Origin of the sequence: Enterocloster bolteae, assembly GCF_002234575.2 — a bacterium.
Taxonomy (GTDB): Bacteria; Bacillota; Clostridia; order Lachnospirales; family Lachnospiraceae; genus Enterocloster; species Enterocloster bolteae.
The window spans coordinates 916231-942925 of the sequence record NZ_CP022464.2; the positions used below are offsets into that span (position 1 = coordinate 916231).

The window sequence follows — 26695 nt, forward strand, 5'->3', positions numbered from 1 at the left end:
GGGAAAGCCCTTTTGAAGTTACATGTATGTATTTTACCAGATTCCCAACGTGCTCTGAAGTGCCAGGCTCACTGCGGTGATTCCCACCCAGCAGCAGGCTCCCATGAGGATGGGCTTGCCGCCGGTGCGGATGAGCCTTACCAGATCCGTGTTCAGTCCGATGGCTGACATGGCCAGGACGATGAAGAACTTGCTCAGCTCCTTAATGGGGGCAAAGACTGAGGCAGGAATCCCTGCTCCCATGGCAATGGTGGTGATGACCGAAGCCCCGATGAAGTAGAGAATAAAAAACGGGAAGATATCTTTAAAGCTTACGGACTGTCCGCTGGCCTGATCCGCCTTTTCTTCTTTCCTGGTCCGGATAAAGGCCAGACACAGGGTGATGGGAATAATGGCCAGGGTCCTGGTGAGCTTTACCGTGACTGCTTTGTCCAGGGTGGCTGCCCCCAGATTCCACATGCTGTCCCAGGTGGCTGCCGCGGCAGTGACGGATGACGTGTCATTGATGGCTGTCCCTGCAAAGACTCCAAAGGCATTGCCGGAAGCGGTGTCAAATCCCAGGAACTTGCCGAAGGTGGGGAACAGGATGGCTGCCAGCACGTTAAAGAAGAAAATAACGGATATGGCCTGGGCAACCTCATCGTCATCCGCATTGATTACAGGCGCCGTGGCTGCAATGGCGGAACCGCCGCAGATGGAGGAGCCCACACCCACCAGAGTGGAAATGTTGGATGGGATATGCATGAGCTTATGGAGCACAAAGGCAATCACCAGGGAGGTGGTGATGGTGCACACAATGATGGGCAGGGACTGCCTTCCCGTCTCCAGCACCACATTTAAGTTCATGCCAAAGCCCAGAAGGATGACCGCCCACTGCAGTATTTTTTTGGAGGTAAACTTGATACCGTCCTCCAGCCCGTTTTTAGTTTTCATGAATACGGCTATGACCATGCCGGCAAGGATGGCGATGACAGCGCCGCCGATGATGGGGAACATTTTCCCCAGAAACCAGGAAGGGACAGCCAGCAGCAGGCAGAATGCCAATCCTTTCCATTTCTTTTGTAATGATGCCATTTCTTTTTCCTCCTCATATTCCCGATAGCTTGATATTTGACAGGGTGCCGGGTGTAAAACCCAGCACACGGTTTATATGGTAACTTATGGAAAGCATAAAGTAAAATTATATATATTTATATTTTAATAAGAATGTGTTATGATTAAGAGAAACAGAGGGAGAACAAAAGGAGGAAATCAGATGCTGGATTTCAGGGTTTACACATTTCTTGCTGTCTGTGAGTACATGAATTATACAAGGGCTGCGGAGGCGCTGCACATCACGCAGCCCGCCGTGTCACAGCATATACGGTATCTGGAGAACATGTACCAGGTGAAGCTGTTCCTGGCAGAGGGAAAGAAGATACACCTGTCCCCGGCGGGAGAACGTCTGCTTCACGCAGCCACCACCCTTAAGAACGATGAGGTATTCCTGCGAAAACAGATGTTTGAGGGGGCCGGGAAGGGACTGAGCCTGCGGTTTGGGACCACCAGGACAATCGGGGAGTCAGTGATATCCACCCCCCTGGCCCGCTATATCCACAGCCATCCCAAGGACCGCATCAGCGTTGTCATCAACAACACGGACGAGCTTCTGCACAAGCTGGTTTCCGGGGAGATTCAGTTTGCCCTGGTTGAGGGATACTACGATGACGTGGATTTTGATTCCATGGTTTTCAGGACAGAGCCTTTCATACCTGTATGTGCTGCCGGTCATGTATTTGCCGGGGAGCCGGTCCAGTTAAGGGACCTTTTAGAGGAACATCTGCTCATACGGGAGCCTGGGTCGGGAACCAGGGATATCCTGGAGAAGAATCTGGATATCAAGAATATCCGCCTGTCTGATTTTGCCCACATTACGGAAATCGGAAGTATGCATGTCATTCTCCAGCTGCTGGAAAAGGATGCGGGAATCACCTTCCTGTACCGGACCGCGGTGGAGGAGGGGATAAGGGAGGGCGTGTTCAGGGAACTGGAGCTGAGGGATTTCCAGATGGAACATGACTTTGCCTTTATATGGAATAAGGGAAGCATATACGCGGATACGTACAGGAAGATCTGCAGGGAACTGCAGTGAAGGAATGATCCGGCCAAAAGAAAGGCATTGCCGTAACCCCGGAGGGACGGACAATGCCTTATTTGTTATTTTAACAGACTGTCAATCTGCGCCCAGATTCCATTTATCTGTTCCATGGAGCTCAGGGCTTTTTTCTTCTGTTCCAGGCACTGGTTCAGTTTGGCGATGGCCTCGTCATACTTTCCATCCTTCACATCGTTTTTTGCCTGGGCCTTCAACAGCCTGGCCTGGCCGCTGGCTTCCGTATAGGACACCTGCACTTCTGTGATATCATCCTTTAATTCCCTGACCTGGTTCCATGTATCCTTGTGTTCCTTTAACTGGCCGCTGTCCTTCCAGCCCTGGCGGACTGTCTTGGCTGCATCGGAGGCAGTGCGGCTGCTCTTCTGGAGATTTTTGATGGAGGCAGATGTGTCGGCCAGTTCCTGGCGGACCTGGGCTGTTTCGGTGTTATACTCCTTTTTTGTCTGGGCTGCAAAGGCAGGGAAGCTCATGGAGCAGGCCAGGGCTGCAGCGCATATAAAGACTGTTATTTTTTTCATGAATGAAAACTCCTTTCTGTGGCTGTGAATGTCAGTCCGGAATATGTCCGGGATAATACGGAACAGCGGTACCGGTATCCGCCGTCCACACCAACAGGATAGCACAGATGCACAGGGCGGATACAGGTTAAAAATGCGGCAAAAATGTGGCAGCGGTTTACGGATTCCTGACGGGATGGTATGCTATCCGTAAATACTGTTACATGCAGGGAGGTTATTATGGCGAAACGCATATATGTGGCGGATGATGAACTGCATATCCGCACTTTGATACAGACATTCCTTGTCAACGAGGGATATGAGGTGGAGACATTTGAGGATGGAAAGAGCCTGTTTGAGGCATTCCATGCATCCTGTCCGGACCTGATCATTCTGGATATCATGATGCCTGGAATGGACGGCTTTGCCCTGTGTACGGCGATCCGCAGGGAGAGCCGGGTTCCCATTATCATCGTGTCAGCCAAGGACGCTCCCATGGACCGGGTCACGGGCATCACCCTTGGCAGCGATGACTATATGGTTAAGCCCTTTCTTCCTCTGGAGCTGGTAGCCAGGGTCAAGGCGCTGTTTCGCAGGGCCGGATACATCCGGCAGGATGCAGGGGAGACGCTGGTCTGCGCTAATTTAAGCCTGGACCCGCGCTCCCGCTGCATGACCGTGGACGGCGCCCACTTTTCCGTGACACCCACGGAATTTGCTTTCCTGCAGTATCTGATGGAGCGCAGGGGGGAGGCGGTCTCCAAGCAGGTGCTTTTGAAGGAAGTGTGGGAGCTGCCGGATTACGATTTGGATACCAGGGTGGCGGATGATCTGGTAAAACGCCTCAGGCGCAAATTCAGGGAGGCCGGGTGCAGGGCAGCCATTGAAACCGTATGGGGCTATGGATTCAGGCTGGAGGAAGACAGGGGGGAGAGATCATGATGTCTGCCATTCGTTCACGCATCTTTGTTCCTGTGGTAATCCTGATTGTGTTGTTTCCTGTCCTTTCCTGGGCACTGTTTTCCTCTGCCTCAGGCTGGTACGTAAAGCGGATATCCAGCCAGAGCTTAGAGCATCTGATGGAATCCGTCCAGTCCATGGCGGATCAGGTGTATCCGCGGGATGGAAACGAAACTCTGACCAGGGATGAGGAGAAGATGTATTCCAGGGAATTTCTGAGCCAGGTCAGGGAGTATATACGAAAGGGACGCCCGGAAGCCAGTCTCATTGCCTTTAATTCCCGACTGAAGCTTACCTTTCCCAGGCAGGGGGAGGAGGAATGGGAAGGAGAGGAAATCAGCGGGGCGTGCCGTGAGATGATTGCCGGCGGGATGTTTGAGGAAAATAAAGGGGCGGATGTCACGGCTGCTGTGGGAAAGCGGCAGTACATGTTCCGGCTCTATGAGACAGAGAGCTCCGGCAATATAAGGGGAAAATATCTGGTGGGATATGTGGAGATACCCGACACAAAAGCCCTTCTGTCCTACACGGGAGGGCTTCTTGCTGCCATTGCCGGTGTTCTGGCATTTCTGTCCCTGGTTGCTGCCTGGTTTGTGGCAGGCAGCATATCCGGGCAGCTTAAGGGGCTGTGCAGGCAGGCCGGCGCCATAGGCAAAGGGGAATTTGAGCCGTCCCGGGTTCATTATCCGATCTCGGAAATAGAAGATTTAAAGAATGCAATGAACGGCATGGCGGCAGAGCTGGACCGGACCGAACAAAAACAGCTGGCCTTTTTCCAGAATGCATCCCATGAGCTTCGGACCCCGCTTATGTCCATCTGCGGTTATGCCCAGGGAATTCAGTGCAATGTGTTCCCGGACCATGCCCAGGCAGCCGCTGTGATTCTGTCTGAAACCATGAGGATGAAGGAGCTGGTGGACGGCATACTGACTATATCCAGGCTGGACAGCCATGACACAAGGCTGCGTACAGAGGTCATAAGCCTTGGGGAGTTTATAGAGGAGCAGATTGACATTTTACAGGGGTTAGGGATAGCGGAGAAGGTGAGCATTGGGATGGAAAAGGAGCAGGAGGATATCAGGGTCAGTGCAGACCCGTCCCTGCTTGGAAAAGCATTTCAGAATGTGGTGAACAACTGCGCCAGATATGCACAAAGCAGTGTCACAGTCTCTCTTAAAAGGGAGGGGGAATGGGCTGCTGTCTGTGTAAAGGACGATGGGCCCGGTCTGGATGAAAAAGAGATTCCCCATCTGTTTGAGCGGTTTTATAAGGGCAATAAAGGGAATTTTGGAATCGGGCTTTCCATCGCGCGCGCTGCCATGGAGTACATGGGAGGACGGGTCCAAGCCCGCAACAGGCGTCCGCCCTGTCATGGAGCCGAGTTCCGGCTGATGCTGCCTGTGGAGGAAGCGGCTGGCAGGAAAGGGTAGCAGGCGCTTATGCGGACCAGAGGCAGGCATCGGCAGGCGCTTATGCGGACCAGAGGCAGGCGGCAGCCGGCGTTTACCTGCAAACCAGAGGCAGCATGACGGATACCGTGAATACGTCGTTATTGTGGCTGATTTTCATGTCGCCGTTATATTTATGGATGACCGTGGATACGTTGGACAGCCCTATGCCGCAGTACTGCTCTCCAATCTTGATGCTTTCGTACCGGTTGCCTTCTATGCGCAGCTGGCCATTGTAGGAATTGGAGATGCTGATGATCAGGAATGCCTTCTGGCAGCGGATTTCCGTGTGGATGAACCGGTTGGCCCCCTTTCCCATACGGCAGCATGCCTCCAGGGCATTGTCCAGGAGATTGCCCAGGATGATGCACAGGTCCACGTTCTCAAACGGCAGTTCAGGAGGCACCATGATGTTGGCTGTCAGGGGAACGCAGCAGGCAGCGGCCTGCTGCTGGGCATTGTTGACCAGGATGTTGACCATGCTGTTTCCGCCGGTTAGGGGCACCTTCATGCCGTTGGCGGATTCATAGATTTGTTCAATGTATGTAAGGGCCTCCTCATACTGGCCTGCTTTTAAAAACACCACCAGGGAATGGAGGTGTTTTTTTAAATCGTGGCGCAGGGAGGTGATTTCCCTCTGGGAGTCCTCCACCTTCTGATAGTAGGAGGACTGCATGGTAAGGAGTTTGTCCGCAATCATATTTTTCTGGCTTTCCTCGTTGATAATGGCATAATCGTCCACCAGATAGAACAGGAACATGGAGGAGCAGAAAAGGATTCCCGATATCTCCAGGTAAAAGTGGGATACGCTGTTCCTCATGTGAAAAATCTGGATGGTAATGAACAGGATCACGGAGGGGACCAGGAAGGAAATGGCATTGTAAAGGGTAGCTTTGTTGCTCTTTCTCATGTTTCTGCACAGGATGAACAAGAGGGTGAAGAAGAAAAAAAGGATGCAGGCCGTCATCTGGGCCAGGGGGCTCTGAATCAGGAAATTGGGCTCTGAGGGAAGGGGCTCGTTGTGCAGAAAACGCAACAGCACTGCGGACAGCAGCTTGCAGGCATAGTTGAGGACAACGAACAGATAAGCAACCAGCACCTTGGTCCTGAGGGAATCCGTAAAGAATATGCAGCTTACCAGCATTGTGAAGGCGCAGTAAAAAACGCACATGCTGAACAGAGGCGCGTTGAACCAGTAGGTTACCCACTGGAATATAAAATAAATCAGGATGCCCACCGTGTACTGGGACATAGGCCGCAGGTTCCGGTGAAGAAAGTTGCTGCACAGCCAATAAAGAATCAGGGTCTCGGCCACGGACAGCACAAAGCTGACCCAGGCATGCTGAATGACGTTCATCATAGGTCTGCCTCCATGCAGGCTGGGAATTTCATCATAGATTTGCCTCCATATAGCTTAAGAATTCCTGGTTCACTTCCCGACGCTTGTGCTTGCTCATGGGAAGCACCTCTTTGTTGTCCATGGTTACGGAATCCTTGAATATATTATAAATATGGCTTACGTTGACCAGGAAGCTCTTGTGAATCCGGATGAAGCCGTCCGGGCGGAGCTGCTCTTCCAGGGAACTGATGGTGCCTGTAAATGTAAATGTGCCTTCCTTTGCAACCACACGGATGGTCCTTAAATCCGATTCCAGATAATAGATATGGTCGGTCATCAGTTTGGTGGTGCCGCTTATGCTGGGAAAGGAAAAGATGGATGCCTGTTTTTTCTGCTGCCTGTCAAGCAGCTCCTCCACGGCGGACAGAAAGTCGCCGCTCTCCACTGGCTTTACGATATAGCGGAAGGCGCCCACCTTGTAGCCCTCCACCGCGTAATCCACAGTGGCTGTCACAATGAGGATGGGAACCTCGTCGTCCAGCTGGCGGATGTGCTTTGCCACCTCGATGCCGCCCATGGTTTCCATGCGCATGTCTAACACCAGGATGTCGCAGAACCCTTTTTGTTTATAATCCTTAAGCAGGTCCAGGCCGTCTGTGTAGGATATGATATCCACAGGCCGTTTTTCTTTTAATTGTTCCAGATGTCCGCACAGCACCATCAGGTCCGCGGGACTGTCATCGCAAAGTACAATTCTGAACATGACCATTCTCCCCTGAAATTAGTTAAACGCATAACGATTATACAATTCTTTCAGTGGTATTGTAAATAGGTTTTTTGGACAAAAAATACATTTCTGACCAATTATTACACTGAAATTATCGTTTGTGCACAAAGTATTGCGTTAATTTTTTCCTTGTGTAAAATGAGGATATGAGTTGAGAAACAATATAAAAAACAAGAAAAAGGGGGAAACAGATCTTATGTCTGGACCAAGTGGAAATGATGCAGGCGGAATGAAAAAGACCCTGTCCATATGGAATTTTTTTACCATTGGATTCGGGGCCATCATCGGTACTGGCTGGGTGCTGCTGGTAGGTGACTGGATGGTGATTGGAGGCGGACCCATAGCGGCCATGATTGCATTTGCCATAGGAGCCGTGTTCCTGCTTCCCATAGGTGCCGTGTTCGGGGAGCTGACAGCGGCCATCCCTATCTCCGGCGGAATCATTGAATATGTGGACAGGACCTACGGGCGCAATGTCTCATACATAACAGGATGGTTCCTGGCGCTGGGCAACGGTATCCTCTGCCCATGGGAGGCCATCGCCATCTCCACATTAGTATCCGATATGTTCGGGGGCCTGTTCCCGGTTCTCAGGGCGGTTAAGCTCTATACCATCATGGGGGCGGATGTGTATCTGTTCCCCACTGTCATAGCGCTGGGATTTGCAGTCTATGTGATTCTCCTTAACTTCCGGGGCGCCAGCGCGGCCGCTAAGCTGCAGGCATTTCTGACAAAGGCCCTATTGGCGGGCATGCTCCTGGCAATGGCAATCTCCTTCGTGAAAGGCGGGCCGTCCAACATCCTTCCCTCCTTTACACAGGTGGAGGGACCGTCCACGGTGACCAGCGCAAACAACATGTTTGCAGGCATTATCTCGGTGCTGGTAATGACTCCGTTCTTCTACGCAGGGTTTGATACCATACCGCAGCAGGCCGAGGAAGCAGCGGAAGGCCTGGACTGGAACAAGTTCGGCAAGGTTATCAGCATGGCGCTCCTGGCGGCTGGCGGTTTCTATATGATTTGTATTTATTCCTTCGGCACCATCATACCGTGGACTGATTTTATAAAGAGCACGGTTCCGGCATTGGCCTGTCTTAAGAACATCAACATGTTTCTGTATGTGGCAATGCTGATAATCGCTACATTAGGCCCCATGGGCCCCATGAATTCCTTCTACGGAGCTACCAGCCGCATCATGCTGGCCATGGGACGTAAAGGACAGCTCCCGGACAGCTTTGCGGTTCTGGATGAAAAAAGCGGGGCGCCGAAGATGGCCAACACAGTGCTGGCAGTCCTGACCATTATGGGTCCTTTCCTGGGTAAAAACATGCTGGTATCCCTGACCAATGTGTCGGCGCTGGCATTCATCTTCTCCTGCACCATGGTAAGCTTTGCCTGCCTTAAGATGCGCTATACGGAGCCTGACCTTCCAAGGCCTTACAAGGTTCCCGGCGGAAAAGCAGGCATCTGCATGGCTTGTCTGGCAGGTACCATCATCATCGGGCTTATGGTGGTTCCCTTCAGCCCCGCAGCCCTTAAGCCTGTAGAGTGGGCCATCGTGGTTGCATGGCTGGTCATCGGGCTGGGCCTTAGCGCTGTTACCAGGGCAAAGGCAAATAATAAGGCGGCAGCCGCTGCAAAATAACGGCAATAAAATCATACATCAACATATATCAAATAAAGGAGGATTTTTCAATGAAGAAGGTAGCTTTTAAAGGCGGTTTACTGATTGACGGTACCGGCGCGGAGCCAGTGGTGAACAGTCTGGTGCTGACAGAGGATGACAAGATTGCGTACGCCGGTGCGGACAAGGAAATCGGACCTGACTACGAGGTTGTGGATATTACCGGAAAGACTATTATGCCTGGTCTTATTGACTCCCATCTGCATTTTTCAGGAAACCTGACAGACGATGACAGCGACTGGGTACTGGAGGATGTGGTACAGAAGACAGTGGTGGCGGTACAGCAGGCCCATGAGTGTCTGGAGAACGGCCTTACCACGGTTGGCGAGATTTCCCGTTCCGGCATCCAAATCCGCAACATGGTGGAAGCCGGCGTCATGAAGGGCCCCAGGGTAGTGGCAACCGGACTTGGATTCTGCCGTACCTGCGGACACGGGGATTCCCACAAGCTTCCCAGCTACTATAACGACGAATCCCATCCATGGGCTGAGCGTGTGGACGGACCATGGGATCTGCGCAAGGCAGTTAGAAGAAGACTCCGCCAGAATCCGGATGCAATTAAAATCTGGTCCACAGGCGGCGGCATCTGGCGCTGGGACCAGAAGCTGGACCAGCACTATACGCTGGAGGAGATTCAGGCTGTTGTGGATGAGTGCAGGATGGTAGGCATCCCGGTATGGTCCCATGCAGAGGGCTACGGCGGCGCCCTGGATTCTGCCAGGGCAGGGGTACATCTCATTATCCACGGCCAGACCTTAAATGACGAGTGTCTGGATATCATGGCAGAGAAAGGCATTTATTTCTGTCCCACCATCCAGTTCTTAAACGAATGGTTCAAGACATACGCTCCGCCATACATCCCGGAGGTGCATGACCAGTATCCTGGCGATACCGTAGCGGAGAAGGAGCTGAACCGCGTGTACGCTAACTTAAGAAAAGCAAAGGCAAAAGGCATCGGACTTACCATTGGTTCGGACTCCTTCTGCTCCAGCCTTACACCATACGGAACAACAGCCATCGGAGAGATGTATTCCTTTGTGGAAAAAGCAGGCATCAGCGAGATGGATACCATTGTGGCGGCTACCAAGGCAGGCGCCGAGATGCTGAAGGTGGACAATGTGACCGGATCCCTGGCAGAGGGAAAGAGCGCCGACCTGTTAGTAATTAACGGCAACCCGTTAGAGAATATCCGTGCAATCGCTGTTGAGAACATGGACGTAATCATGAAAGAAGGATATTTTGTAAAACGCTGACCGGTACTCCCGGATGAGAGGAAAGGGCTGCTGCTATAACAGGCGGCAGCCCTTTGCCGGTTTGGAAAGCCAAGGGGGATGGAAAGAACATGTATGTATTGCTGTATCTTCTGTGGATTCTGTTAAACGGCAGGGTCACGGCTGAAATTCTGGCGGTGGGAGTCCCGGTGGCAGGGCTGGTATACGGCTTTGGGTATCTGGCCCTGGGTTACCGTTTGTCCGGAGACCTGCTTCTCCTGAAGCGCCTGGGTCATATTCTTGTATTCCTGGCCATGGTGGCCTGGGAGGTGGTGAAGGCCAATGTGGCCATTATCCGCATAGTGCTGTCCCCCCACATGGAAATCACGCCCTGTCTGGTGCCGGTTAAGACGGATTTAAAGAGCGCCGGAGCCAGGGCGGCCCTGGCCAATGCCATTACCCTGACGCCGGGCACCATCACGGTGGATGTGAAGGATGATGTGCTGTGGGTCCACGCGCTGACAGCTGAGATGGCAGAGGGGCTTAAGGACTGGCATGTGGCAAGGCAGCTGGCGCGGATCGAGGAAGTAAGATAGGAGGAAGGGACATGGGGGCAGAGATAGGGGCAAAGATAGGGGCAGAGATGGGGGCGGCAGAGGGGCTGTTTACAGGTATCCTGATTCTGTCGGTTATCATACTCAGCATCAATATGATATTCTGCCTGCTGCGGGCCGTACTGGGACCGCGCTTTTCCGACCGGCTCATTGCCATCAATATGATAGGAACCAAGACTGTTCTCATGATTGCCCTGCTCATAAAGGTGTTCCATGAGGATTATCTGGTGGATATCTGTCTTATATATGCCCTTATCAGCTTCCTGTCCTTTGTGGTTCTGACAGGGCTTCTGGGCCGGCATATGGGCTGTGAAAAGGAAAGGGGAGAGAGCGGTGGGGCAGGAAAGGAAAATACAAAAAAGGAGGCGGTGCTGTAATGGGTCTGGTGACAGGAGGAATTTTCATCGTGCTGGGAGTGTTTGTGCTCTGTGTGGCGACCTTTGGCATATTCCGGTTTGAATATGCGCTGAACCGGATTCATGTGGCTGCCAAATGCGATACCCTGGGGAGCATGCTTATACTGGCCGGCCTTATAATCTCCAACGGGTGGAATATGGAGTCGGCCAAAATCGGATTGATTCTTCTGTTTATCTGGATTGGCAACCCGGCGGCCTCCCACATGGTGGCCAGGGCAGAGGCCAGGAGCAATCCAAACCTTAAAGAGGAATGCGGGGTGTCTGAATATGAAGGCGGTTGAGATCATTCTCCTGCTGTTTCTGATGGCCTGTTCCTTAAGTGTATTCCTGTGCAGGAACCTGTTGGTGGCAGCCATCCTGTTTATGGCCAACAGCCTTATCATGAGCATCATATGGGTGATTCTGCAGTCCCCGGACCTGGCTATCACAGAGGCGGCCGTGGGCGCAGGGGTCACGGGAATCCTGCTTTTTATTACACTGTATAAGGTCGATGGGTTAAGGGGGGAAGACAGTGAGTGAGGACAGCGGTAAGCGCGGTCTGCGCGCATTCGTGGACTGGGTGGAAAACGGTCCGGACTGGGACGATGAGGCCGGTGTGCATGAAGGCGGGGCCGGCGGGCATGGCGGGGAGAATGGCGGGCATGGCGGGGAGAATGGCGGGCATGACGGGGAGAATGGCGGGCATGGAGCAGCAGACACCGTGCATGGAGCGGCAGACACCGTGCACGCTTCGGGGCAGGCTGTAAAGAGAAATACAAAACGGACTATGGGCAGGCGGTTTGCGGAATTTACGGAGGAGCATGCCCTGCGTGTGTTCGGCCGTGTCTACCGGGCTGTGGCGCAGATCGTCTGTCTGGCGGGCATGGCAGTGCTTCTCATGATGGTAACCCATCTGCCTGCCTTCGGCTCCGCGGACAATCCGGCCAATAATGAGGTGGTGGGCCGTTATCTGGAAAACGGGCTGTCCGAGACCGGGGCCGTGAATACGGTTGCCGGAATCATACTGGATTACCGGGCCTTTGATACCTTTGGCGAGTCCGTGGTTTTATTCCTGGCGGCCGTCAGTGTCATTGCCCTCTTGCGTCTCAAAACCGAAAGCGGGTACAGCGGGAAGGAAGACCGGAGTGGGGGAACGGAGCATGAAGAGGATGAGGAAAGGGATATCATACTGGAACAGGTGGCCAGGCTGCTGGTTCCCTTTATTCTTATGTTTGGCGTCTATGTGGTGCTCAACGGCCATCTGTCCCCCGGAGGCGGGTTCTCAGGAGGAACGGTGATGGGGGCCGGCCTGATACTATATGCCAATGCATTTGGGCACCGGCGGATTCACCGTTTTTTCAGCTTTAAAACCTTTACTGTGATGAGCAGCAGTGCGCTGATGGTATACGCCCTTTCAAAAGGCTATTCCTTTTTTATGGGGGCAAACCACCTGGAGTCGGGTATTCCTTTGGGAAGGCCGGGAAACATCTTCAGCGCAGGCCTGATACTGCCTCTGGATATCTGTGTGGGGCTGGTGGTGGCCGGGACCATGTATTGCTTTTATTCCCTGTTCCGGGAAGGGGAGGTGTGATAATGCAGGCGCTTGTGACCAATTACTACGAGACAGCGGCCATGATTCTGTTTTCCATTGGGTTTACCATGCTGCTGCTCCAGAAAAATCTGATTAAAAAGGCCATCGGGCTGAACATTATGGATATGTCCGTGTATCTGTTCCTGGCGGCCAAGGGGTACATAGCCGGTGGAAGGGCGCCCATAGCAGATGGAAGGACATCTGTGGAAGGATTCATCAATCCCCTTCCCAGCGGTCTGGTACTGACGGGAATCGTGGTGTCTGTCAGCGTGTCAGCCTTTCTCTTTTCACTGATTCAGAGATTCCACCACTATTACAAGACACTGGATTTGGACGGCATGCTGTATGAAGGACAGGAGGAGACAGACGGTGAGGCTGGTTGAGAACATTCCATTTTTCAGTATATTCATTATGATGGCAGGGGGAATCGTGACGCCCCTTCTGGGAGGCAGGAACCGGGCCAGGGTTCTACACCTGGTTTTGGTGGGGGCAGTGGCAGTTATGTCAGGCCTGCTTCTGGGATATACGTCGGACGGTACCTGTTTTCGCTTCATGATGGGACATTTCCCGGCGCCATGGGGGAATGAGGTCAGGGCCGGCGCCCTGGAAGCTCTTATGAGCCTGGTCTTTTCCCTTGTGATGTTTCTCACGGTGGCTGCCAATAAACGGTCCCTGGAACACGACATACCCGGGGAGCGGGCGGGCCTGTATTATGTGATGATGAACCTTCTGTTCAGTTCTCTTCTGGCCCTTATCTACACCAATGACCTTTTTACCGCTTATGTATTCATAGAAATCAATACCATTTCAGCCTGTGCCATTGTGTGCGCAAAGGAAAGCGGCGAGACCGTGGCGGCAGCCATACGGTATCTCATCATGAGCCTGGTGGGAAGCGGGCTCATCCTTATCTCCATTGCCCTTTTATACTGCCAGACAGGCCATCTCCTTATGGAACCCATGGCAGGGGCTGTCAGGGAGCTGGCATCCTCAGGAAAGGATTTATTTCCCCTTAAGATGGCTCTGGTGATGATGACTTCCGGGCTGGCAGTAAAAAGCGCCCTGTATCCCTTCAGCTCCTGGCTGCCGGGAGCCCATGCCAATGCCACGGCTGCTTCCAGCTCTGTTTTGTCGGGTCTGGTTCTGAAGGGATACATTATCCTGCTTCTCAAAGTCTATATGCGGATTCTGGGAATGGATCTGATTATCCGGCTGCGGATCAATGACCTGCTTTTCGTGTTCGGAATCCTGGCCATGGTCATTGGTTCGGCCAAGGCGCTGCAGCAGCATATGGTCAAGCGGGTCATTGCCTATTCATCCATTGCCCAGATTGGATATATCTTCATGGGAATCGGCATGGGAACCAGTGCAGGGCTGGCAGCCGCAGTCCTGCACATGATTGTCCACGCGGTGACAAAGCCCATGCTGTTTACAGCCGCAGGCGGCCTCATGGACTGCTGCGGCCATCAGAAGGAGATAGCGGCCCTTAGGGGAAGCGCAAGGCGGAATCCGGCAGCCGGAGCCGGGTTGGTGGTAGGAAGTATGGCCATGATAGGGATCCCCTTTTTTTCCGGGTTTGTTTCCAAGATTTCCTTTGCTATGGCCTCGTTTCATGATCTGGACCGGACGGTTCTGGTGCTGGGGGCCCTGGCTGTCAGCACGGTCCTCAATGCCATGTATTACATACCGCTCATCATCATCGTGTTTTCAGAAAGAGGGCCGGAGAAGGCGGACTATGAGGCGGCAGGTCTGGAGGACGCGGCTGTGCCTGAGGCGGGAGAGCCTGTAAAGGATGTTTCTTTCGCGGCAGCCATGGCCTGTTTTATGGCTGGGAATGTGCTGATTGGGACTTGCTACGGCCCTGTGGTCCGGATGATAGAGACAGGGCTTGCCAACTTCGGGTGACCCCGGCAGCAGGGGAGTATATGAGAAGGAGAGGACATAGGACATGAGAGAAATGTGGATGATGGCGCCGGTGCTGTTTCCAGTGGTTTCCGGCGGGGCCCTGTGGATATGGAATCCGGGAAAAAACAAAATTCACACAGCCGCGGCGGTTCTGTCCCTGGCAGAGGCTGTGTGTTCCTGGCTGGTCATCCTGAACTGCATGGGGATGGAGCTGCCTCTGTGGAGCATCGGACCGGGCATGGAGCTGTGCCTTCGGATGGATGGAACCGGAGCCCTGTTTTCCGGTCTGGCATCCCTTATATGGGTGCTGGTGGTTTTCTTTGCCTTTGAATATATGGAACATGAGAAGGAAGATGCCCGGTTTTTCGGATGCCTTATTATGTCCCTGGGAGCCCTGACAGGAGTTGCCTGGGCAGGAAATTTTGTTACCCTGTACCTGTTTTTTGAAATGATGACATTTTTCAGCGTTCCCCTGGTATTCCATTCCAGGATGAGGGAAGCGCTTCGTGCCGGAATGGTATATCTGGCCTATTCCATGCTGGGCGCATCCATTGCTCTGGGAGGATATTTCTTCTTCCGCCAGTATGCCTGCGGAACGGATTTTAAGGCGGGCGGGGTTCTGACGGAGGCAGCGGGAATGGTCCAGGGCAGGCCGCAGATTCTTCTTCTGGCTGTTTTCTGTATGGCGGCCGGATTTTCCTGTAAGGCAGGTCTTATGCCCCTTCATCCGTGGCTGCCTATCGCGCATCCGGTTGCGCCTGCCCCTGCCAGCGCTGTGTTATCAGGCCTGATTACCAAGGCAGGGGTGGTGGCTGTCATCCGTGTGGTGTACAATATGGCCGGTCCCGCGTTCCTTCGGGGGACATGGGTGCAGTACGCCCTGTTGTCCATGGCTGTGGTGACCATATTTACCGGTTCCATGCTGGCCTATAAGGAAAAGAAGCTGAAAAGGCGTCTGGCCTGTTCCTCCTTCAGCCAGGTGTCCTATGTGCTGTTGGGCGTATTCCTGCTGTCCATGGAAGGGCTTTACGGCTCCCTGCTCCAGGTGGTGTTCCATGCCCTGGCAAAGAACGCCCTGTTCCTCTGCGCGGGGGCTGTGATATGTAAAACGGGCTGCACCAGGGTAAAGGAGTTAAGGGGGATGGGAAAGCGGATGCCGGCTGTGATGGTATGCTTTGCCCTGGCATCCCTGTCACTGGTGGGGATTCCCCCGGCAGGCGGTTTTCTGGCAAAATGGCATCTGGCCGTGGGTGCCATGAGGGCAGATGCCGGCGTGTTTGCATGGCTGGGGCCTGTGGTGCTTATGGTCAGCGCCCTTCTGACGGCGGGGTATCTGTTTCCTGTTATTGTGGAGGGATTTTTTCCGGGAAAGGATTGGCGGAAAACGGATCAATCAGAAGATGGAAGATTGTCTGTATCTGCATTTATGGGGGTGCCTCTGGCCGTGTTAGGCATCTCCCTGCTGGTGCTGGGGGCTCTGGGAAATCCTGTTTTTGAATTACTGAGGGGCATTGCCTCTGATATGGTGTGAAAGGGGTGATGGGTGTGAATCCATATTATCTGCTGGTGCCTGTGCTTCTTCCTATGGTGACTGGCGCGGCTGTGCTTGGACTGCGTCCAAAGGAGCGCAGAAAACGGGAGATATTGGTAATGGGAGGAATTCTGGCTGCCTCGGCAGTGATTGGGGCCCTGGTGTTAAACCGTCCCGGACAGCCGCTGGTGCTGTACCGTTTTGGCAGCAGAATGAATATATCGCTGGGACTGGACGGTCTGTCCGGGGTATTTGCCTGTCTCATTGCAGTGCTTTGGCCCCTTACCGCACTGTATTCCTTTGAATATATGAAGCATGAGGGGAAGGAAAACAAGTTTTTCGGATATTTTTCCATTACATATGGGGTGGTGGCGGGAGTGGCGCTGTCACACAGCCTGATTACCCTGTACTTTTTCTATGAGCTTATGACCCTGGCTACCCTGCCGCTGGTCATGCATGCCATGGATACCAGGGCCATCTATGCGGGCAAGAAATATCTGCTTCTTTCCATGGCGGGGGCTGCCATGGTATTTGTCAGCATTATCAGCCTTCATGAATATGGAACCACCCTGGATTTTACCTGGGGCGGTGTGATACCCCAGGGTCTGTCCCATGTGGAACGGCGTCATCTGTACGGCGCATTTATTCTGGCCTTCTTCGGGTTTGGGGTAAAGGCAGCAGTGGTCCCGTTTCACAGCTGGCTTCCCGCTGCGTCGGTGGCCCCCACTCCCGTATCAGCCCTTCTGCACGCAGTGGCAGTGGTGAAGGGGGGCGTGTTTGCGCTGATGCGGGTGGTGTACTGGTGCTTCGGGGCCGGATTCCTTATAGGGACAAAGGTGCAGGCAGCGGTTCTGTGCGTCTGCTGCATCACCATCCTTTATGGCTCCCTCAGGGCCCTTTGCACACAGCATCTGAAACGCAGGTTGGCCTATTCTACTGTAAGCCAGCTGTCCTATATCCTTATGGGCGTCATGCTTATGACTCCCGCGGGGCTGGCAGCAGGCCTGACCCATATGGTATGCCACGCCCTGATGAAGATTACCCTGTTCTTCTGCGCGGGAGCCATCCTGTATAAAGGGGGACGGGAATATGTGTATGAACTGCGGGGAGTGGGAAGGGCCATGCCGGTTACCATGACCTGTTTTACCCTGGCCGGGCTGGGGCTGGTGGGGGTCCCGCTCTTTGCGGGCTTTGTGAGCAAGTTTATGCTTGGGTCGGCTGCCGCAGAGGCAGGGGGTCTGGGAATGCTGGGGGTGGCATGCCTGATTATATCCGCCTTTTTTACTTTGTTTTATATGGTACTCATCATAGGGGCTGCCTGGTTCCCGGCAGAGGGGAGGGAGGATTCCCATTGGAATACTCATTGTGACCCAAACTGGAATATGAAGCTTCCTCTGATTGCCATTACTGCCATGAGCATGGTCCTGGGCCTGTGGTCCGGCCCTCTGATTCAGGTGTTTAACCGGATTGCGGCAGGAGGTATGTAGGAAGGATAAAAGATGAAGGGGGTAGCGGAAATGGAAGGAAATATATGGCTGTTGGGGGCTGTGGCCTGGCCTTTTCTGGCAGCCTTTATCAGTCTTTTGGCAGGAAAAAAAGGGGAGAGGAACCGGGATGTTTTTGCGTCGGCCGCCATGGTCATGGAATTTACAGGCATGCTCTGCCTTTATCCCGTTAACAGTCCGGCAGCTTTTTCCTGGGCCGGATTTTGTGAGATGGGCATATGGCTGAGGGCGGACGGATTCAGGTGGCTCTACAGTACCATTGCAGCCTTTATGTGGATGATGACCACCCTGTTTTCCATGGAATATTTTGCCCGACACGGCAATCGCGGAAGATACTGTTTCTTTTCCCTGTTAACCTGCGGGGCAACCATGGGCGTATTTCTGTCCGACAGCCTGTTCTCCCTGTTCCTGTTCTTTGAGATAATGGGACTTACCTCCTTTGTGATGGTCATACAGGAGGAGACAGAGGCAGCGGGAAGGGCAGCCAGGACCTACCTGGCCATTGCAGTTATAGGGGGGCTGTGCGCGCTGTTCGGTATCTTTATGATTGCAGCGGGAACAGGAAATCTATCCATGGACAGTCTGGAACAGTTCAGGAAGGCCACAGGGGGAACATGGCCCCTGTATCTGGCAGGAGCGCTGCTGCTTGCCGGATTCGGGGCAAAGGCAGGGATGTATCCGCTGCACGTATGGCTTCCCAATGCCCACCCTGTGGCGCCGGCGCCTGCCAGCGCCCTGCTGTCAGGCATCCTGACCAAGACGGGCGTGTTCGGAATCCTGGCAGTTACCGTGACCATGTTCCGGCATGACATGGCCTGGGGAATGGTGCTTTTGGTGCCGGGAGCCGTGACCATGGTGCTGGGAGCAATACTGGCCGTGTTCTCCATTGACCTAAAACGTACCCTGGCGTGTTCCTCCATGTCCCAGATTGGCTTCATCCTTACGGGATGCGCCATGCAGTGTCTGCTGGGAGAGGAAAACGGGCTGGCTGTGAGCGGAACCGTGCTGCATATGGTGAACCACTCCATGATTAAGCTGGTGCTGTTCATGGCGGCTGGATGTATCTATATGAATCTGCATAAGCTGGATCTGAATGAGATTCGGGGATATGGCAGGAACAAGCCGTTTTTGATGCTGGTCTTTGCCATGGGTGCATATGGCATATGCGGTATCCCGCTGTGGAACGGGTATGTGAGTAAGACGCTGCTTCATGAGAGTATAGTGGAGTATATAGAAGTGCTGGGCGCCCAGGGCGCCGATGCCCTGCCCTTTCAGGTGCTGGAGTGGGCCTTCCTCCTGGCGGGAGGGCTTACGGTTGCCTACATGGCAAAGCTGTTTGCGGCCATTTTTCTGGAAAAGGCCCCAATGGGCCGGGAGAGGGATGACAGGGAAAAGCGGTACGCCGGCACGGCTGCCTGCTTTGCCCTGGGCGGCTCTGCTTGTCTCCTCCCTCTTATGGGGATGGCCCCCCACCAGATTATGGACCGTATGACAGATATCAGCCGTCCGTTTTTAAGGGGGGCACAGGTCCCGCACCAGGTGGAGTATTTTTCAGAGGCCAATCTCAGGGGAGCCTGTATCAGCATAACGATAGGAATTCTGGTGTATGTGCTGTTCATTCGCAGATACCTTATGGAGACAGGGGAGGACGGGACCAGGGTCTATGTGGACAGATGGCCGGCATGGCTGAACCTGGAGGACCGGGTTTACCGCCCCCTGGTACTTGCCGTGCTGCCCTTTTTGGGAGCCGTGCTGGCCAGATGCGTCAACGGGATCTGCGAAGGCCCTCTTCCCCTGTTTATGAAAAGGCCGGAAAAGAACCAGGTGGTGGCACCGGGGGAGTCCAGCCGGTTTTTCAGGCAGGCTCAGGATGTAAGGCTTCTGCACATGATTTATTCCAGCATGGGATACGGGTTCATGATGCTGGGTGCAGGGCTTATACTGATGACAGCATATGTGCTGTTTTTATGAGAAACCTTGTGTGTGAAAAAAGGTTGTCCCTCATATGATTAATTACCTCAGGGATGGTGATACTCTTCATTAGAAAACACCATTTACGAATCAGCGAGGTAATGATATGTATAGAGAGAACAAAAATATGAACCAGGACGCACACCAGACCATTCTGAGAGGGGATTTATATTATGCGGACCTGTCGCCGGTAGTGGGGTCTGAGCAGGGGGGAATCCGGCCGGTACTGGTCATCCAGAATGATGTGGGGAACAAATACAGCCCAACCGTAATCGTGGCAGCCATCACCAGCCGATCCACCAAGGCAGCCATTCCCACCCATGTCTGTATCCGCAGGATGCGCGGCGGTTTAAAGCAGGATTCCACCGTACTGGCAGAACAGATTCGCACCATAGACCGGAACCGTTTGAAGGAATACATAGGACATCTGGATTCCGGTCAGATGGCGGGAATTGAACAGGCCATGGTTACCAGCTTGGGGCTGGGGCATCTGACAGGCAATATGGGACAGGTCTTTCTGCCGTCTTATTCATAAGACGGAGATATCGGTTGAGGCACAAAGAAATAATAATGACAGGGCCGTTTTCTGCATACATTGTTATGAGGCAGGGGACGGCCCTGTTAGTTTGGACGGTCAGATGGGACCGAAAGGCAAAAAAGATATTGACATATGTCATAAACTGCCCTATAATTATTGACATAAGTCAAAAACAAAGTGAGACAGCGGAGAAGGAGAAGGCATATGGCGCGACCGTACAAAGCCAGAAGAATCTGTTCCGTGCCAGCCATAGACACCTTTGGTCCTTTGAACCAGGAGATGGATAGTGCGGTGGAGCTGACATTGGAGGAATATGAGACCATACGGCTTATTGACTGGCTGGACTGCACCCAGGAACAGTGCGCAGACCAGATGGGGGTGGCCAGGACCACGGTCCAGGCAGTGTATAATTCAGCCAGGAAAAAGCTGGCGGACTGTCTGGTCAATGGAAAAAGGCTGGAAATCCGGGGAGGCAACTACCAGCTGTGTCCGGACGGAGGAAACTGCTGCGGGAAGAACTGCGAAAAACGCGGGTGCCGCAGACGCCGCTGTAATAACAAACCAGGAGGAGATTGTAATGAAGATTGCTGTAACATATGAAAACGGACAGGTATTCCAGCATTTTGGCCATACAGAGGAGTTCAAGGTATATGACACAGAGGATAAGAAAATCCTGTCCTCTCAGGTAGTTGGAACCGGTGGAAGCGGCCATGAGGCTCTGGCTGTATTTTTGAAAAATTTGGGAGTAAAGGTGCTGATATGCGGAGGAATCGGCGGCGGCGCCAGGACAGCCCTGTCCCAGGCAGGAATTGAACTGTATCCGGGTGCGTCCGGGGATGCGGACCAGGCAGTGGAGGCCCTGTTAAACGGCAGCCTGGATTATGATCCGAATACCATGTGCAGCCATCACCATGAGGGCGGCGAGCATAACTGCCATGGACACGGCCACAGCTGCGGGGGACATAATTAATAATAAGAAAAAGCAACAGAAAACCAGAAAAAACCAGGCCCGCATGAACACGGTATATAAAACAGTGTTCATGCGGGCCTGACATATCTTAACTGCTAAGATATCTTAAACGGTCATGATATCTTAACCCACCTCCATATCAGATTTTACCACATCTATTTTCACACATTTCTTCTCTACCGGCGTGTCTGTCAGCCGGATGTGAACTTCTGCTGTTTCAGCATTTCCTGAGAAGCTCTGGGGATTTGTCTTAACCCAGAAAGCAGCGCAGCCGCCCCTTACAGGAATGGCTGAGGGGCCGATTACCTGGATTGGGCCATTGGTTTCCACCTGGATGATGCCGGGGAAATACACCAGGGTAGTGGAAACACGGTCCGTAACCCTGCATACCACCCGGGTGGCATCTGTATAATCCCCATAAAGCCTGGTGTCGTCAGCAGTGACCTCCATATCGTGGAGGCTGGAGTCGCGAAGGAATTTCTTCTGGATGACAGCCTTGCCTTTGTAATACCCGGTGATGGATCCGTCCTGCCACAAATCCTGCCACACGCCGATTTCCTCCTCGATTTCAATGGGCGGATGTTCCAGGCCTATATACCGGTTATCCGGGTAATAGCGGACCGGGGGCTTACCATACATTTCCACTTCGATGTAATCACAGTTGGTAAGGACCATAAACGGGGACACCAGCCGGTTGCCCTTATTATCACCCCTGGAAAATTCCGTGGTGGGCTCCATCACGATCTCCTGTTCCGGGTTTTTCTGGCTGCGCAGCACATAGGCAGCGTATTTTGGAATACGGAACATGTCCATGACGCCGTGGTAACAGATCTTATCGCCTGAACCGTAATCCGCATGTGTATTGTAGTCAAAGGCGCACCAGCCGATGATTCCCAGAAGGTCCTTTGACAGGTTGGAGTGACTGTATACCCTGGCATAGGCCCTGGCGTGGGTGGTACGTTTATCCGCGCTGTCCCAGAGCTTGGTGGGAAATGCCGTCCCGGAGAATTCGGTAATCATAAAGGGCACAGGGTATTCCAGGCCCGTGGCCTCCCGGCGGCCCTTGAACAGCTTTGTGCCGTCCGGATTGCAGTCTGAGTAGGTAAAATCATTTAAGGAGTACACGTCCTCCAAAAGATGGCTGTTGGTGATGTAGCGCACGCCTGTGGTGGGCCGTGAGGAATCCAGCTTATGGGCCAGGGCGTTGGCCCTGGTATACAGTTGGTCGTCATCCAGGGACTCATTGATATGTATGCTCCAGATGAAGATACCCGGGTGGTTGTACTGGGTCAGAATCATGGACTCCACGTCCTGCATCATCACCTTTTTAAATTCTTCCCCGCCTATGTGGCCCCAGCCCGGTATCTCTGAGAACACCAGAAGCCCAATCTCATCGCAGCGGTCCAGGAAATACTCGGACTGCATATAGTGGGAAGTGCGGACCGTGTTGGCATTGAGGTAATTCTTCAGGATGTCCGCATCCTTTTCCTGTGCCCGCCTGCCCATGGCATAGCCCACATAGGGGAAGGACTGGTGGCGGTTCAGGCCCATTATCTTGATTTTCCTGTTGTTAATGAAGAGGCCCTCCGGTGTGCAGGCTACTGTGCGGAAACCCGTTCTCACATGGTGCCTGTCCAGCACGCGTCCGCCCGATTCAAGGGTTATATCCACCGTGTAGAGGTAAGGGTTGTCCGGATCCCACAGAATGGGGGACGGGACGCATTGTGGCTCTAAGATAATGCTGCTTTTGCCCGGGGCGGCCTGGATGCATCTTTTGTAGGAAGCCACAATGGCGCCCTCTTTGTCCTTCAGGCAGATATCCGCTGTCAGGGAGCATTCAGGGCCGCTGTTATCCAGGAACAGTTCAGGCTTCAGGATGGCATTTTTGTTCTCCAGGTCATAGCGGATTAAGGCGCGTTCCACAAAGACCTGGCTGCAGCAGTAAAGCCAGACATCCCTGTAAATGCCGCCGTAGGTCATATAATCAATGGCGTATCCAAAGGGTGGGATGTCCTCCCGCTCATGGCTGTCCACCCGCAGTACTATCCGGTTTGGGCCTTCCTTGCATAGACCGGTAATGTCAAACATGCTTTTTGAGTAGCCGCCCTTGTGCTCACCTGCCCTCTGGCCATTGACAAAGAGCTCAAAATAGGTCATGACGCCGTCAAATACAAGTATGATTCTGTTCTCCAGCATCCGGGAGGTGACGGAGAGCAGTTTCACATAGGTGCTTATCATGGCTGTCTCCTGGTGGCTGAAGTAGCTTAAGGGGAGCTCCTTTACTGTATGTGGCAGGTTCACATCTGAGCAGCGGTCAGAATCCTCTGTCAGGAGGTTTTCCTCAAAATAGTCGTAAAATTTCCAGTTCAGGTTCCATAAAACAGGTTTGTCCATAATTCATCTCCTTTTATTCTTTAACGGCGCCTGCCGTGATTCCTTCTATGATGTACTTCTGGAAAAAGACATACAGAAGCACGGTGGGAAGGGCCACCACGATGATTCCGGCGGCAAGCAGAGGCCAGGAATTCTGCTGTGCGCCCGCATAGCGCATCAGGAAGGTGGTCAGGGTCTTGTTCTGGTTTTTGGGCATGTACAGATAGGGAATGTACATGTCGTTTACAATGGACACGGTCTTGATAATGACAAGGGTGGCCGTGGCCGGTGTCAGCAGCGGAAAGATAATCTGGGCGAATATCCTGAAATAACCGCAGCCGTCCAGCATGGCGCTTTCGTCTAGTGAAACTGATATGCCGCTTATAAACTGCCGGTAAATATAGAGCTGCATCAGGTTGGCTGCAATGTATATGACGATGGGGGCGCCTAATGTATTGTAGAGCCCCATGCCCCGGATAACCTGGAATCTGGCAATCTCCACGATATTGGTGGGGACCATCATGGCCAGGTAAAACAGGATATAGATGATTTTCTTAAAGCGGAACTCAAAGCGTTCCAGGCAATAGGCAGTGATTGAGCCCACCAGGACATTGAAGAAAATGCTGACGGCAACAATCTTGATGGTGTTGGTAAAGGCCCTGACAAGGTACCGCTCCTTGAATACGCTCAGGTAGTTGTTAAGGGTCATGTCCCTGGCTGAAATCCACAGCGGGGACTGGGCATCCAGGCTTCCCGGAATCTTCAGGGAGCTTATGATGGTCACCAGAAGGGGCAGGAATACCATGAGAACCAGGATGAGAGAAACAGCATATTTCCCTGCCAGGGATATTTTTTTACGCGCCATGCTGATCCCTCCTTCTCAGACGGTTGGTTATGAAGCGCTGGGCAATCTGTACACATACAATCATGAATATCATGATGACAGCCATGGAGGATGCCATTCCGAAGTTATTGTATTTAAAGGCCGTGTCAATGGTGTAGATGGAAAATGTGTTGGACGCCCCGTTTGGCCCGCCAGCGGTCATGATGTAAGGAATATCAAACATCTGCAGGCTGCCGTTGATAACATCAAAGAGCATGAAGTCAATGACGGTACGGATGGCCGGAAGCTGGATGTATCTCAGGCGCTGCCATGCATTGGCGCCGTCTACCACGGCAGCCTCCATCATATCCTTTGGCACCGAGGAAAGGCCGGCCATGAACAGGACAATGTGAAAGCCCATATACCGCCAGATGGACACGGAGGCCAGCACATAATTCACGATTTTGGGGTCGGACAGCCAGTTATGAATCAGGCCTTCCATACCCAGCCTGGTCAGGATATAGTTGAATCCGCCTTCCACAGGTGAGAAAAAGTAGGAAAAGGAGTAGGAGATACCCACGCCGTTGATGATAAAAGGGAGAAAAATGATGGCCTTGACAAAACCGGACCCTTTAAACCTGCTGGAGAGCATAACTGCCAGAACCAGCTCCACAGGCATCATGATTCCATGTATGAGAAGATACGTTAAATTGTTGCGGAAAGCCTGCCAGAATTCCGGGGATTTGAAAAAGAGCTGTGTGTAATTGTCAAACCCTGCAAGGGACCGTACCGAGGAAACTCCGTCCCATTCCAGGAAGCTCATATGGATGAGCTCCCAGAATGGATAAACCACAAATACACATAACAGAATGACCGGAACTGCCAGGGACAGGCTTAAAAAGGTAAGTCTTTTTCGGTTGAGCCTGTTCATGCCTGTCCTCCTATTTAAGGCCCAGTTTGGTTCTTGCTTCCGCCCAGGTCTGGTTCAGCTCTTCACAGCGCTTTGCATAATCAAAGCCGTCTGTCAGCATCTCCACGCCCAGCTGTTTGCAGTCAAACTTGGTCTCGGATACCATGTTGATAAAGTCGCTGCCGCCGGCCCCATAGGTCACGAATTTAACCTCGGGCTGAAGTTCGGATGCAGTCTGAAGCACAGGATCCAGCTCCTTGGCATAGGGAGTCATGGTGCTGTCGCTGCTGATGGAGGCAATATAATCCGGATACCAGGCCTCGCTGAAGTAGAATTCTAAGAATGCTTTGGCTACCTCGGGGTTTTCAGAATTGTTGGTGACCGTTAAGAAGCAGTCGCCCTGGGTCACAAGGTTGAATTCATCCTGGCTGCTGTCACGAAATGGCAGGTAGAAGGTGGACATACCGGCAGTGTCGTAGCCGTCAGCCTTATATGCGGTGAGGAACATGGGGCTGTTTAGGGTCATGGCCCCTTTTTTCTTTGCAAAGAGAGCGCGGCTCTGGTCGTATGTGATACCCAGAGGATCTTTTCCCAGCACGCCCTTCTGGAACAGGTCGTAAATCTTGCCGTAAACCGTGTGGATATCCGTACCCTCTGCAAAGGGCGCGTCCTCGGTTGTCATGGCATCCCAGTAATAACCGTTTCCGCTCTGTGCGGCAGGACCATACTCCATCAGGGGATAAGTGGGCCATGCATCCTTTGCGCCCATGCAGATTGCGCCGAAGTCAGGGTCCTGGGGACCGAAATGTTCCTGGAGCTTTTCGCTGGCCTCCACGAACTCATCCCAGGTTTCAGGAACCTCAACTCCTGCCTCATCAAACATGTCTGTCCAGTAATACACATAATCACTTGCCTTGCGGTCCGGTATGCCCAGGACCTTGCCGTCCACCGCATACTCAGAGGCAATCTGGTTATTTTTATTGGCTTCTGTATCCGTCAGGTCTGCCAGGTACTCGGAGTACTGGTTCATGCTGTCGGATTTATGGAACATAAGGTCAGGAAGCTCAGATGCAGAGGAGCGGATTTTCATGGAATTAAAATACTCCGGTTCCGCATTGAACTCTTCGATGTCGATTTCCACATTTGGATAGAGTTCCTGGAACCGTCCTTCCATGTCCAGTTCCTCAAAGGTTTTGGCAGCCGCCACGTCCCAGGTGGCCAGGGTCAGGGTACAGGAGATGTTCCTGTCTGCCCCGGCGGCTTTGCTGGTGTCCTCACTGCCGGAGTCCCTGCTGCCGGAATCCTTACCCGTGTCTGCCTGATTCTTTGCGCTGTCCGCTGCCTGGGAACCGTTGGGGGTGCTGCTGCAGCCCGTGGCTGCCAGGGCAGCCGTAAGAGCCACTGCGCCTAACAAAAATCTTTTCTTTCTCATAGCTTCCTCCTTTGTGATTGCTTTTGTCAGATTCAGTGTAACAATTCTGATGGATGAAA

At 53.0% G+C, this 26695-nt stretch carries 26 protein-coding genes; 18 read left to right on the top strand and 8 right to left on the bottom strand.

What is annotated here, in order from left to right; genetic code table 11:
- Positions 1 to 33: 33 nt before the first annotated feature.
- Positions 34 to 1074, bottom strand: coding sequence for a YeiH family protein (locus CGC65_RS04325; protein WP_002568150.1), 1041 nt, complete (start codon positions 1072 to 1074; stop codon positions 34 to 36).
- 181 nt (positions 1075 to 1255) lie between these two features.
- Between CGC65_RS04325 and CGC65_RS04330 the strand changes: the two genes are divergently transcribed.
- Positions 1256 to 2131: a LysR family transcriptional regulator gene (locus tag CGC65_RS04330; RefSeq protein ID WP_002568149.1), complete on the top strand. Its 876-nt coding sequence runs from the start codon at positions 1256 to 1258 to the stop codon at positions 2129 to 2131.
- A 65-nt stretch (positions 2132 to 2196) separates the two neighbouring features.
- On the opposite strand, the gene CGC65_RS04335 is transcribed toward CGC65_RS04330, so the two are convergent.
- Positions 2197 to 2673: a hypothetical protein gene (locus CGC65_RS04335; RefSeq protein ID WP_002568148.1), complete on the bottom strand. Its 477-nt coding sequence runs from the start codon at positions 2671 to 2673 to the stop codon at positions 2197 to 2199.
- Between the two features lie 219 nt (positions 2674 to 2892).
- On the opposite strand from CGC65_RS04335, the gene CGC65_RS04340 reads away from it, so the two are divergent.
- Together CGC65_RS04340 and CGC65_RS04345 are read left to right on the top strand one after the other, a co-directional pair.
- Complete coding sequence (locus tag CGC65_RS04340; RefSeq protein WP_002568147.1) at positions 2893 to 3594, top strand: response regulator transcription factor; 702 nt, start codon at positions 2893 to 2895, stop codon at positions 3592 to 3594.
- Entirely contained in the window at positions 3591 to 5042 is a 1452-nt protein-coding gene (locus tag CGC65_RS04345; RefSeq protein ID WP_002568146.1) for a HAMP domain-containing sensor histidine kinase, read from the top strand. The genes CGC65_RS04340 and CGC65_RS04345 overlap by 4 nt, the downstream gene beginning before the upstream one ends.
- A 73-nt stretch (positions 5043 to 5115) precedes the next feature.
- Here CGC65_RS04345 and CGC65_RS04350 read toward each other — a convergent pair whose 3' ends face one another.
- Positions 5116 to 6420, bottom strand: a complete 1305-nt coding sequence (locus CGC65_RS04350) for a sensor histidine kinase (protein WP_002568145.1) — start codon at positions 6418 to 6420, stop codon at positions 5116 to 5118.
- A gap of 31 nt (positions 6421 to 6451) precedes the next feature.
- Positions 6452 to 7162, bottom strand: coding sequence for a LytR/AlgR family response regulator transcription factor (locus CGC65_RS04355; protein ID WP_002568144.1), 711 nt, complete (start codon positions 7160 to 7162; stop codon positions 6452 to 6454).
- Between the two features lie 220 nt (positions 7163 to 7382).
- On the opposite strand from CGC65_RS04355, the gene CGC65_RS04360 reads away from it, so the two are divergent.
- The 15 genes from CGC65_RS04360 to CGC65_RS04430 all read left to right on the top strand — a co-directional run bounded on the left by CGC65_RS04360 (position 7383) and on the right by CGC65_RS04430 (position 21098).
- Complete coding sequence (locus CGC65_RS04360; RefSeq protein ID WP_002568143.1) at positions 7383 to 8831, top strand: APC family permease; 1449 nt, start codon at positions 7383 to 7385, stop codon at positions 8829 to 8831.
- A gap of 50 nt (positions 8832 to 8881) precedes the next feature.
- The gene (locus CGC65_RS04365; RefSeq protein ID WP_002568142.1) at positions 8882 to 10123 is read left to right on the top strand and encodes a metal-dependent hydrolase family protein; all 1242 of its coding nucleotides are present in this window, start codon (positions 8882 to 8884) and stop codon (positions 10121 to 10123) included.
- A 53-nt stretch (positions 10124 to 10176) separates the two neighbouring features.
- Positions 10177 to 10677: a Na+/H+ antiporter subunit E gene (locus tag CGC65_RS04370; RefSeq protein ID WP_002568141.1), complete on the top strand. Its 501-nt coding sequence runs from the start codon at positions 10177 to 10179 to the stop codon at positions 10675 to 10677.
- An 11-nt stretch (positions 10678 to 10688) separates the two neighbouring features.
- Positions 10689 to 11072, top strand: a complete 384-nt coding sequence (locus tag CGC65_RS04375) for an MrpF/PhaF family protein (protein WP_002568140.1) — start codon at positions 10689 to 10691, stop codon at positions 11070 to 11072.
- The gene (locus CGC65_RS04380) at positions 11072 to 11392 is read left to right on the top strand and encodes a cation:proton antiporter (RefSeq protein ID WP_002568139.1); all 321 of its coding nucleotides are present in this window, start codon (positions 11072 to 11074) and stop codon (positions 11390 to 11392) included. Before CGC65_RS04375 ends, CGC65_RS04380 begins: the two co-directional genes overlap by 1 nt.
- Positions 11379 to 11630, top strand: a complete 252-nt coding sequence (locus CGC65_RS04385; protein ID WP_002568138.1) for a hydrogenase subunit MbhD domain-containing protein — start codon at positions 11379 to 11381, stop codon at positions 11628 to 11630. The genes CGC65_RS04380 and CGC65_RS04385 overlap by 14 nt, the downstream gene beginning before the upstream one ends.
- On the top strand, positions 11623 to 12681 hold the full coding sequence (gene mbhE, locus CGC65_RS04390; RefSeq protein ID WP_002568137.1) for a hydrogen gas-evolving membrane-bound hydrogenase subunit E: 1059 nt from the start codon (positions 11623 to 11625) through the stop codon (positions 12679 to 12681). Before CGC65_RS04385 ends, mbhE begins: the two co-directional genes overlap by 8 nt.
- Before the next feature lie 2 nt (positions 12682 to 12683).
- A complete protein-coding gene (locus CGC65_RS04395; RefSeq protein WP_002568136.1) occupies positions 12684 to 13064 on the top strand; it encodes a sodium:proton antiporter in 381 nt (126 codons plus the stop codon).
- The gene (locus CGC65_RS04400; RefSeq protein ID WP_002568135.1) at positions 13051 to 14583 is read left to right on the top strand and encodes a complex I subunit 5 family protein; all 1533 of its coding nucleotides are present in this window, start codon (positions 13051 to 13053) and stop codon (positions 14581 to 14583) included. The genes CGC65_RS04395 and CGC65_RS04400 overlap by 14 nt, the downstream gene beginning before the upstream one ends.
- A 43-nt stretch (positions 14584 to 14626) precedes the next feature.
- The gene (locus tag CGC65_RS04405; protein WP_002568134.1) at positions 14627 to 16114 is read left to right on the top strand and encodes a complex I subunit 5 family protein; all 1488 of its coding nucleotides are present in this window, start codon (positions 14627 to 14629) and stop codon (positions 16112 to 16114) included.
- Between the two features lie 14 nt (positions 16115 to 16128).
- Positions 16129 to 17601, top strand: a complete 1473-nt coding sequence (locus CGC65_RS04410; RefSeq protein WP_002570186.1) for a complex I subunit 5 family protein — start codon at positions 16129 to 16131, stop codon at positions 17599 to 17601.
- A 30-nt stretch (positions 17602 to 17631) separates the two neighbouring features.
- The gene (locus CGC65_RS04415) at positions 17632 to 19590 is read left to right on the top strand and encodes a complex I subunit 5 family protein (RefSeq protein ID WP_002568132.1); all 1959 of its coding nucleotides are present in this window, start codon (positions 17632 to 17634) and stop codon (positions 19588 to 19590) included.
- Positions 19591 to 19696: 106 nt separating this feature from the next.
- Entirely contained in the window at positions 19697 to 20125 is a 429-nt protein-coding gene (locus tag CGC65_RS04420; protein WP_002568131.1) for a type II toxin-antitoxin system PemK/MazF family toxin, read from the top strand.
- A gap of 207 nt (positions 20126 to 20332) precedes the next feature.
- On the top strand, positions 20333 to 20728 hold the full coding sequence (locus tag CGC65_RS04425; RefSeq protein WP_002568130.1) for a DUF134 domain-containing protein: 396 nt from the start codon (positions 20333 to 20335) through the stop codon (positions 20726 to 20728).
- The gene (locus CGC65_RS04430; RefSeq protein ID WP_002568129.1) at positions 20706 to 21098 is read left to right on the top strand and encodes a NifB/NifX family molybdenum-iron cluster-binding protein; all 393 of its coding nucleotides are present in this window, start codon (positions 20706 to 20708) and stop codon (positions 21096 to 21098) included. Before CGC65_RS04425 ends, CGC65_RS04430 begins: the two co-directional genes overlap by 23 nt.
- Positions 21099 to 21221: 123 nt before the next feature.
- Here CGC65_RS04430 and CGC65_RS04435 read toward each other — a convergent pair whose 3' ends face one another.
- From CGC65_RS04435 to CGC65_RS04450, 4 genes are read right to left on the bottom strand one after another with little or no spacing between them, the layout of a single operon-like run.
- Entirely contained in the window at positions 21222 to 23492 is a 2271-nt protein-coding gene (locus CGC65_RS04435; protein WP_002568128.1) for a glycoside hydrolase family 2 protein, read from the bottom strand.
- Positions 23493 to 23505: 13 nt separating this feature from the next.
- Complete coding sequence (locus CGC65_RS04440; RefSeq protein ID WP_002568127.1) at positions 23506 to 24336, bottom strand: carbohydrate ABC transporter permease; 831 nt, start codon at positions 24334 to 24336, stop codon at positions 23506 to 23508.
- A complete protein-coding gene (locus CGC65_RS04445; RefSeq protein WP_002568126.1) occupies positions 24326 to 25225 on the bottom strand; it encodes a carbohydrate ABC transporter permease in 900 nt (299 codons plus the stop codon). The genes CGC65_RS04440 and CGC65_RS04445 overlap by 11 nt, the downstream gene beginning before the upstream one ends.
- Before the next feature lie 10 nt (positions 25226 to 25235).
- On the bottom strand, positions 25236 to 26636 hold the full coding sequence (locus CGC65_RS04450; protein ID WP_002568125.1) for an ABC transporter substrate-binding protein: 1401 nt from the start codon (positions 26634 to 26636) through the stop codon (positions 25236 to 25238).
- Between the last annotated feature and the right edge of the window lie 59 nt (positions 26637 to 26695).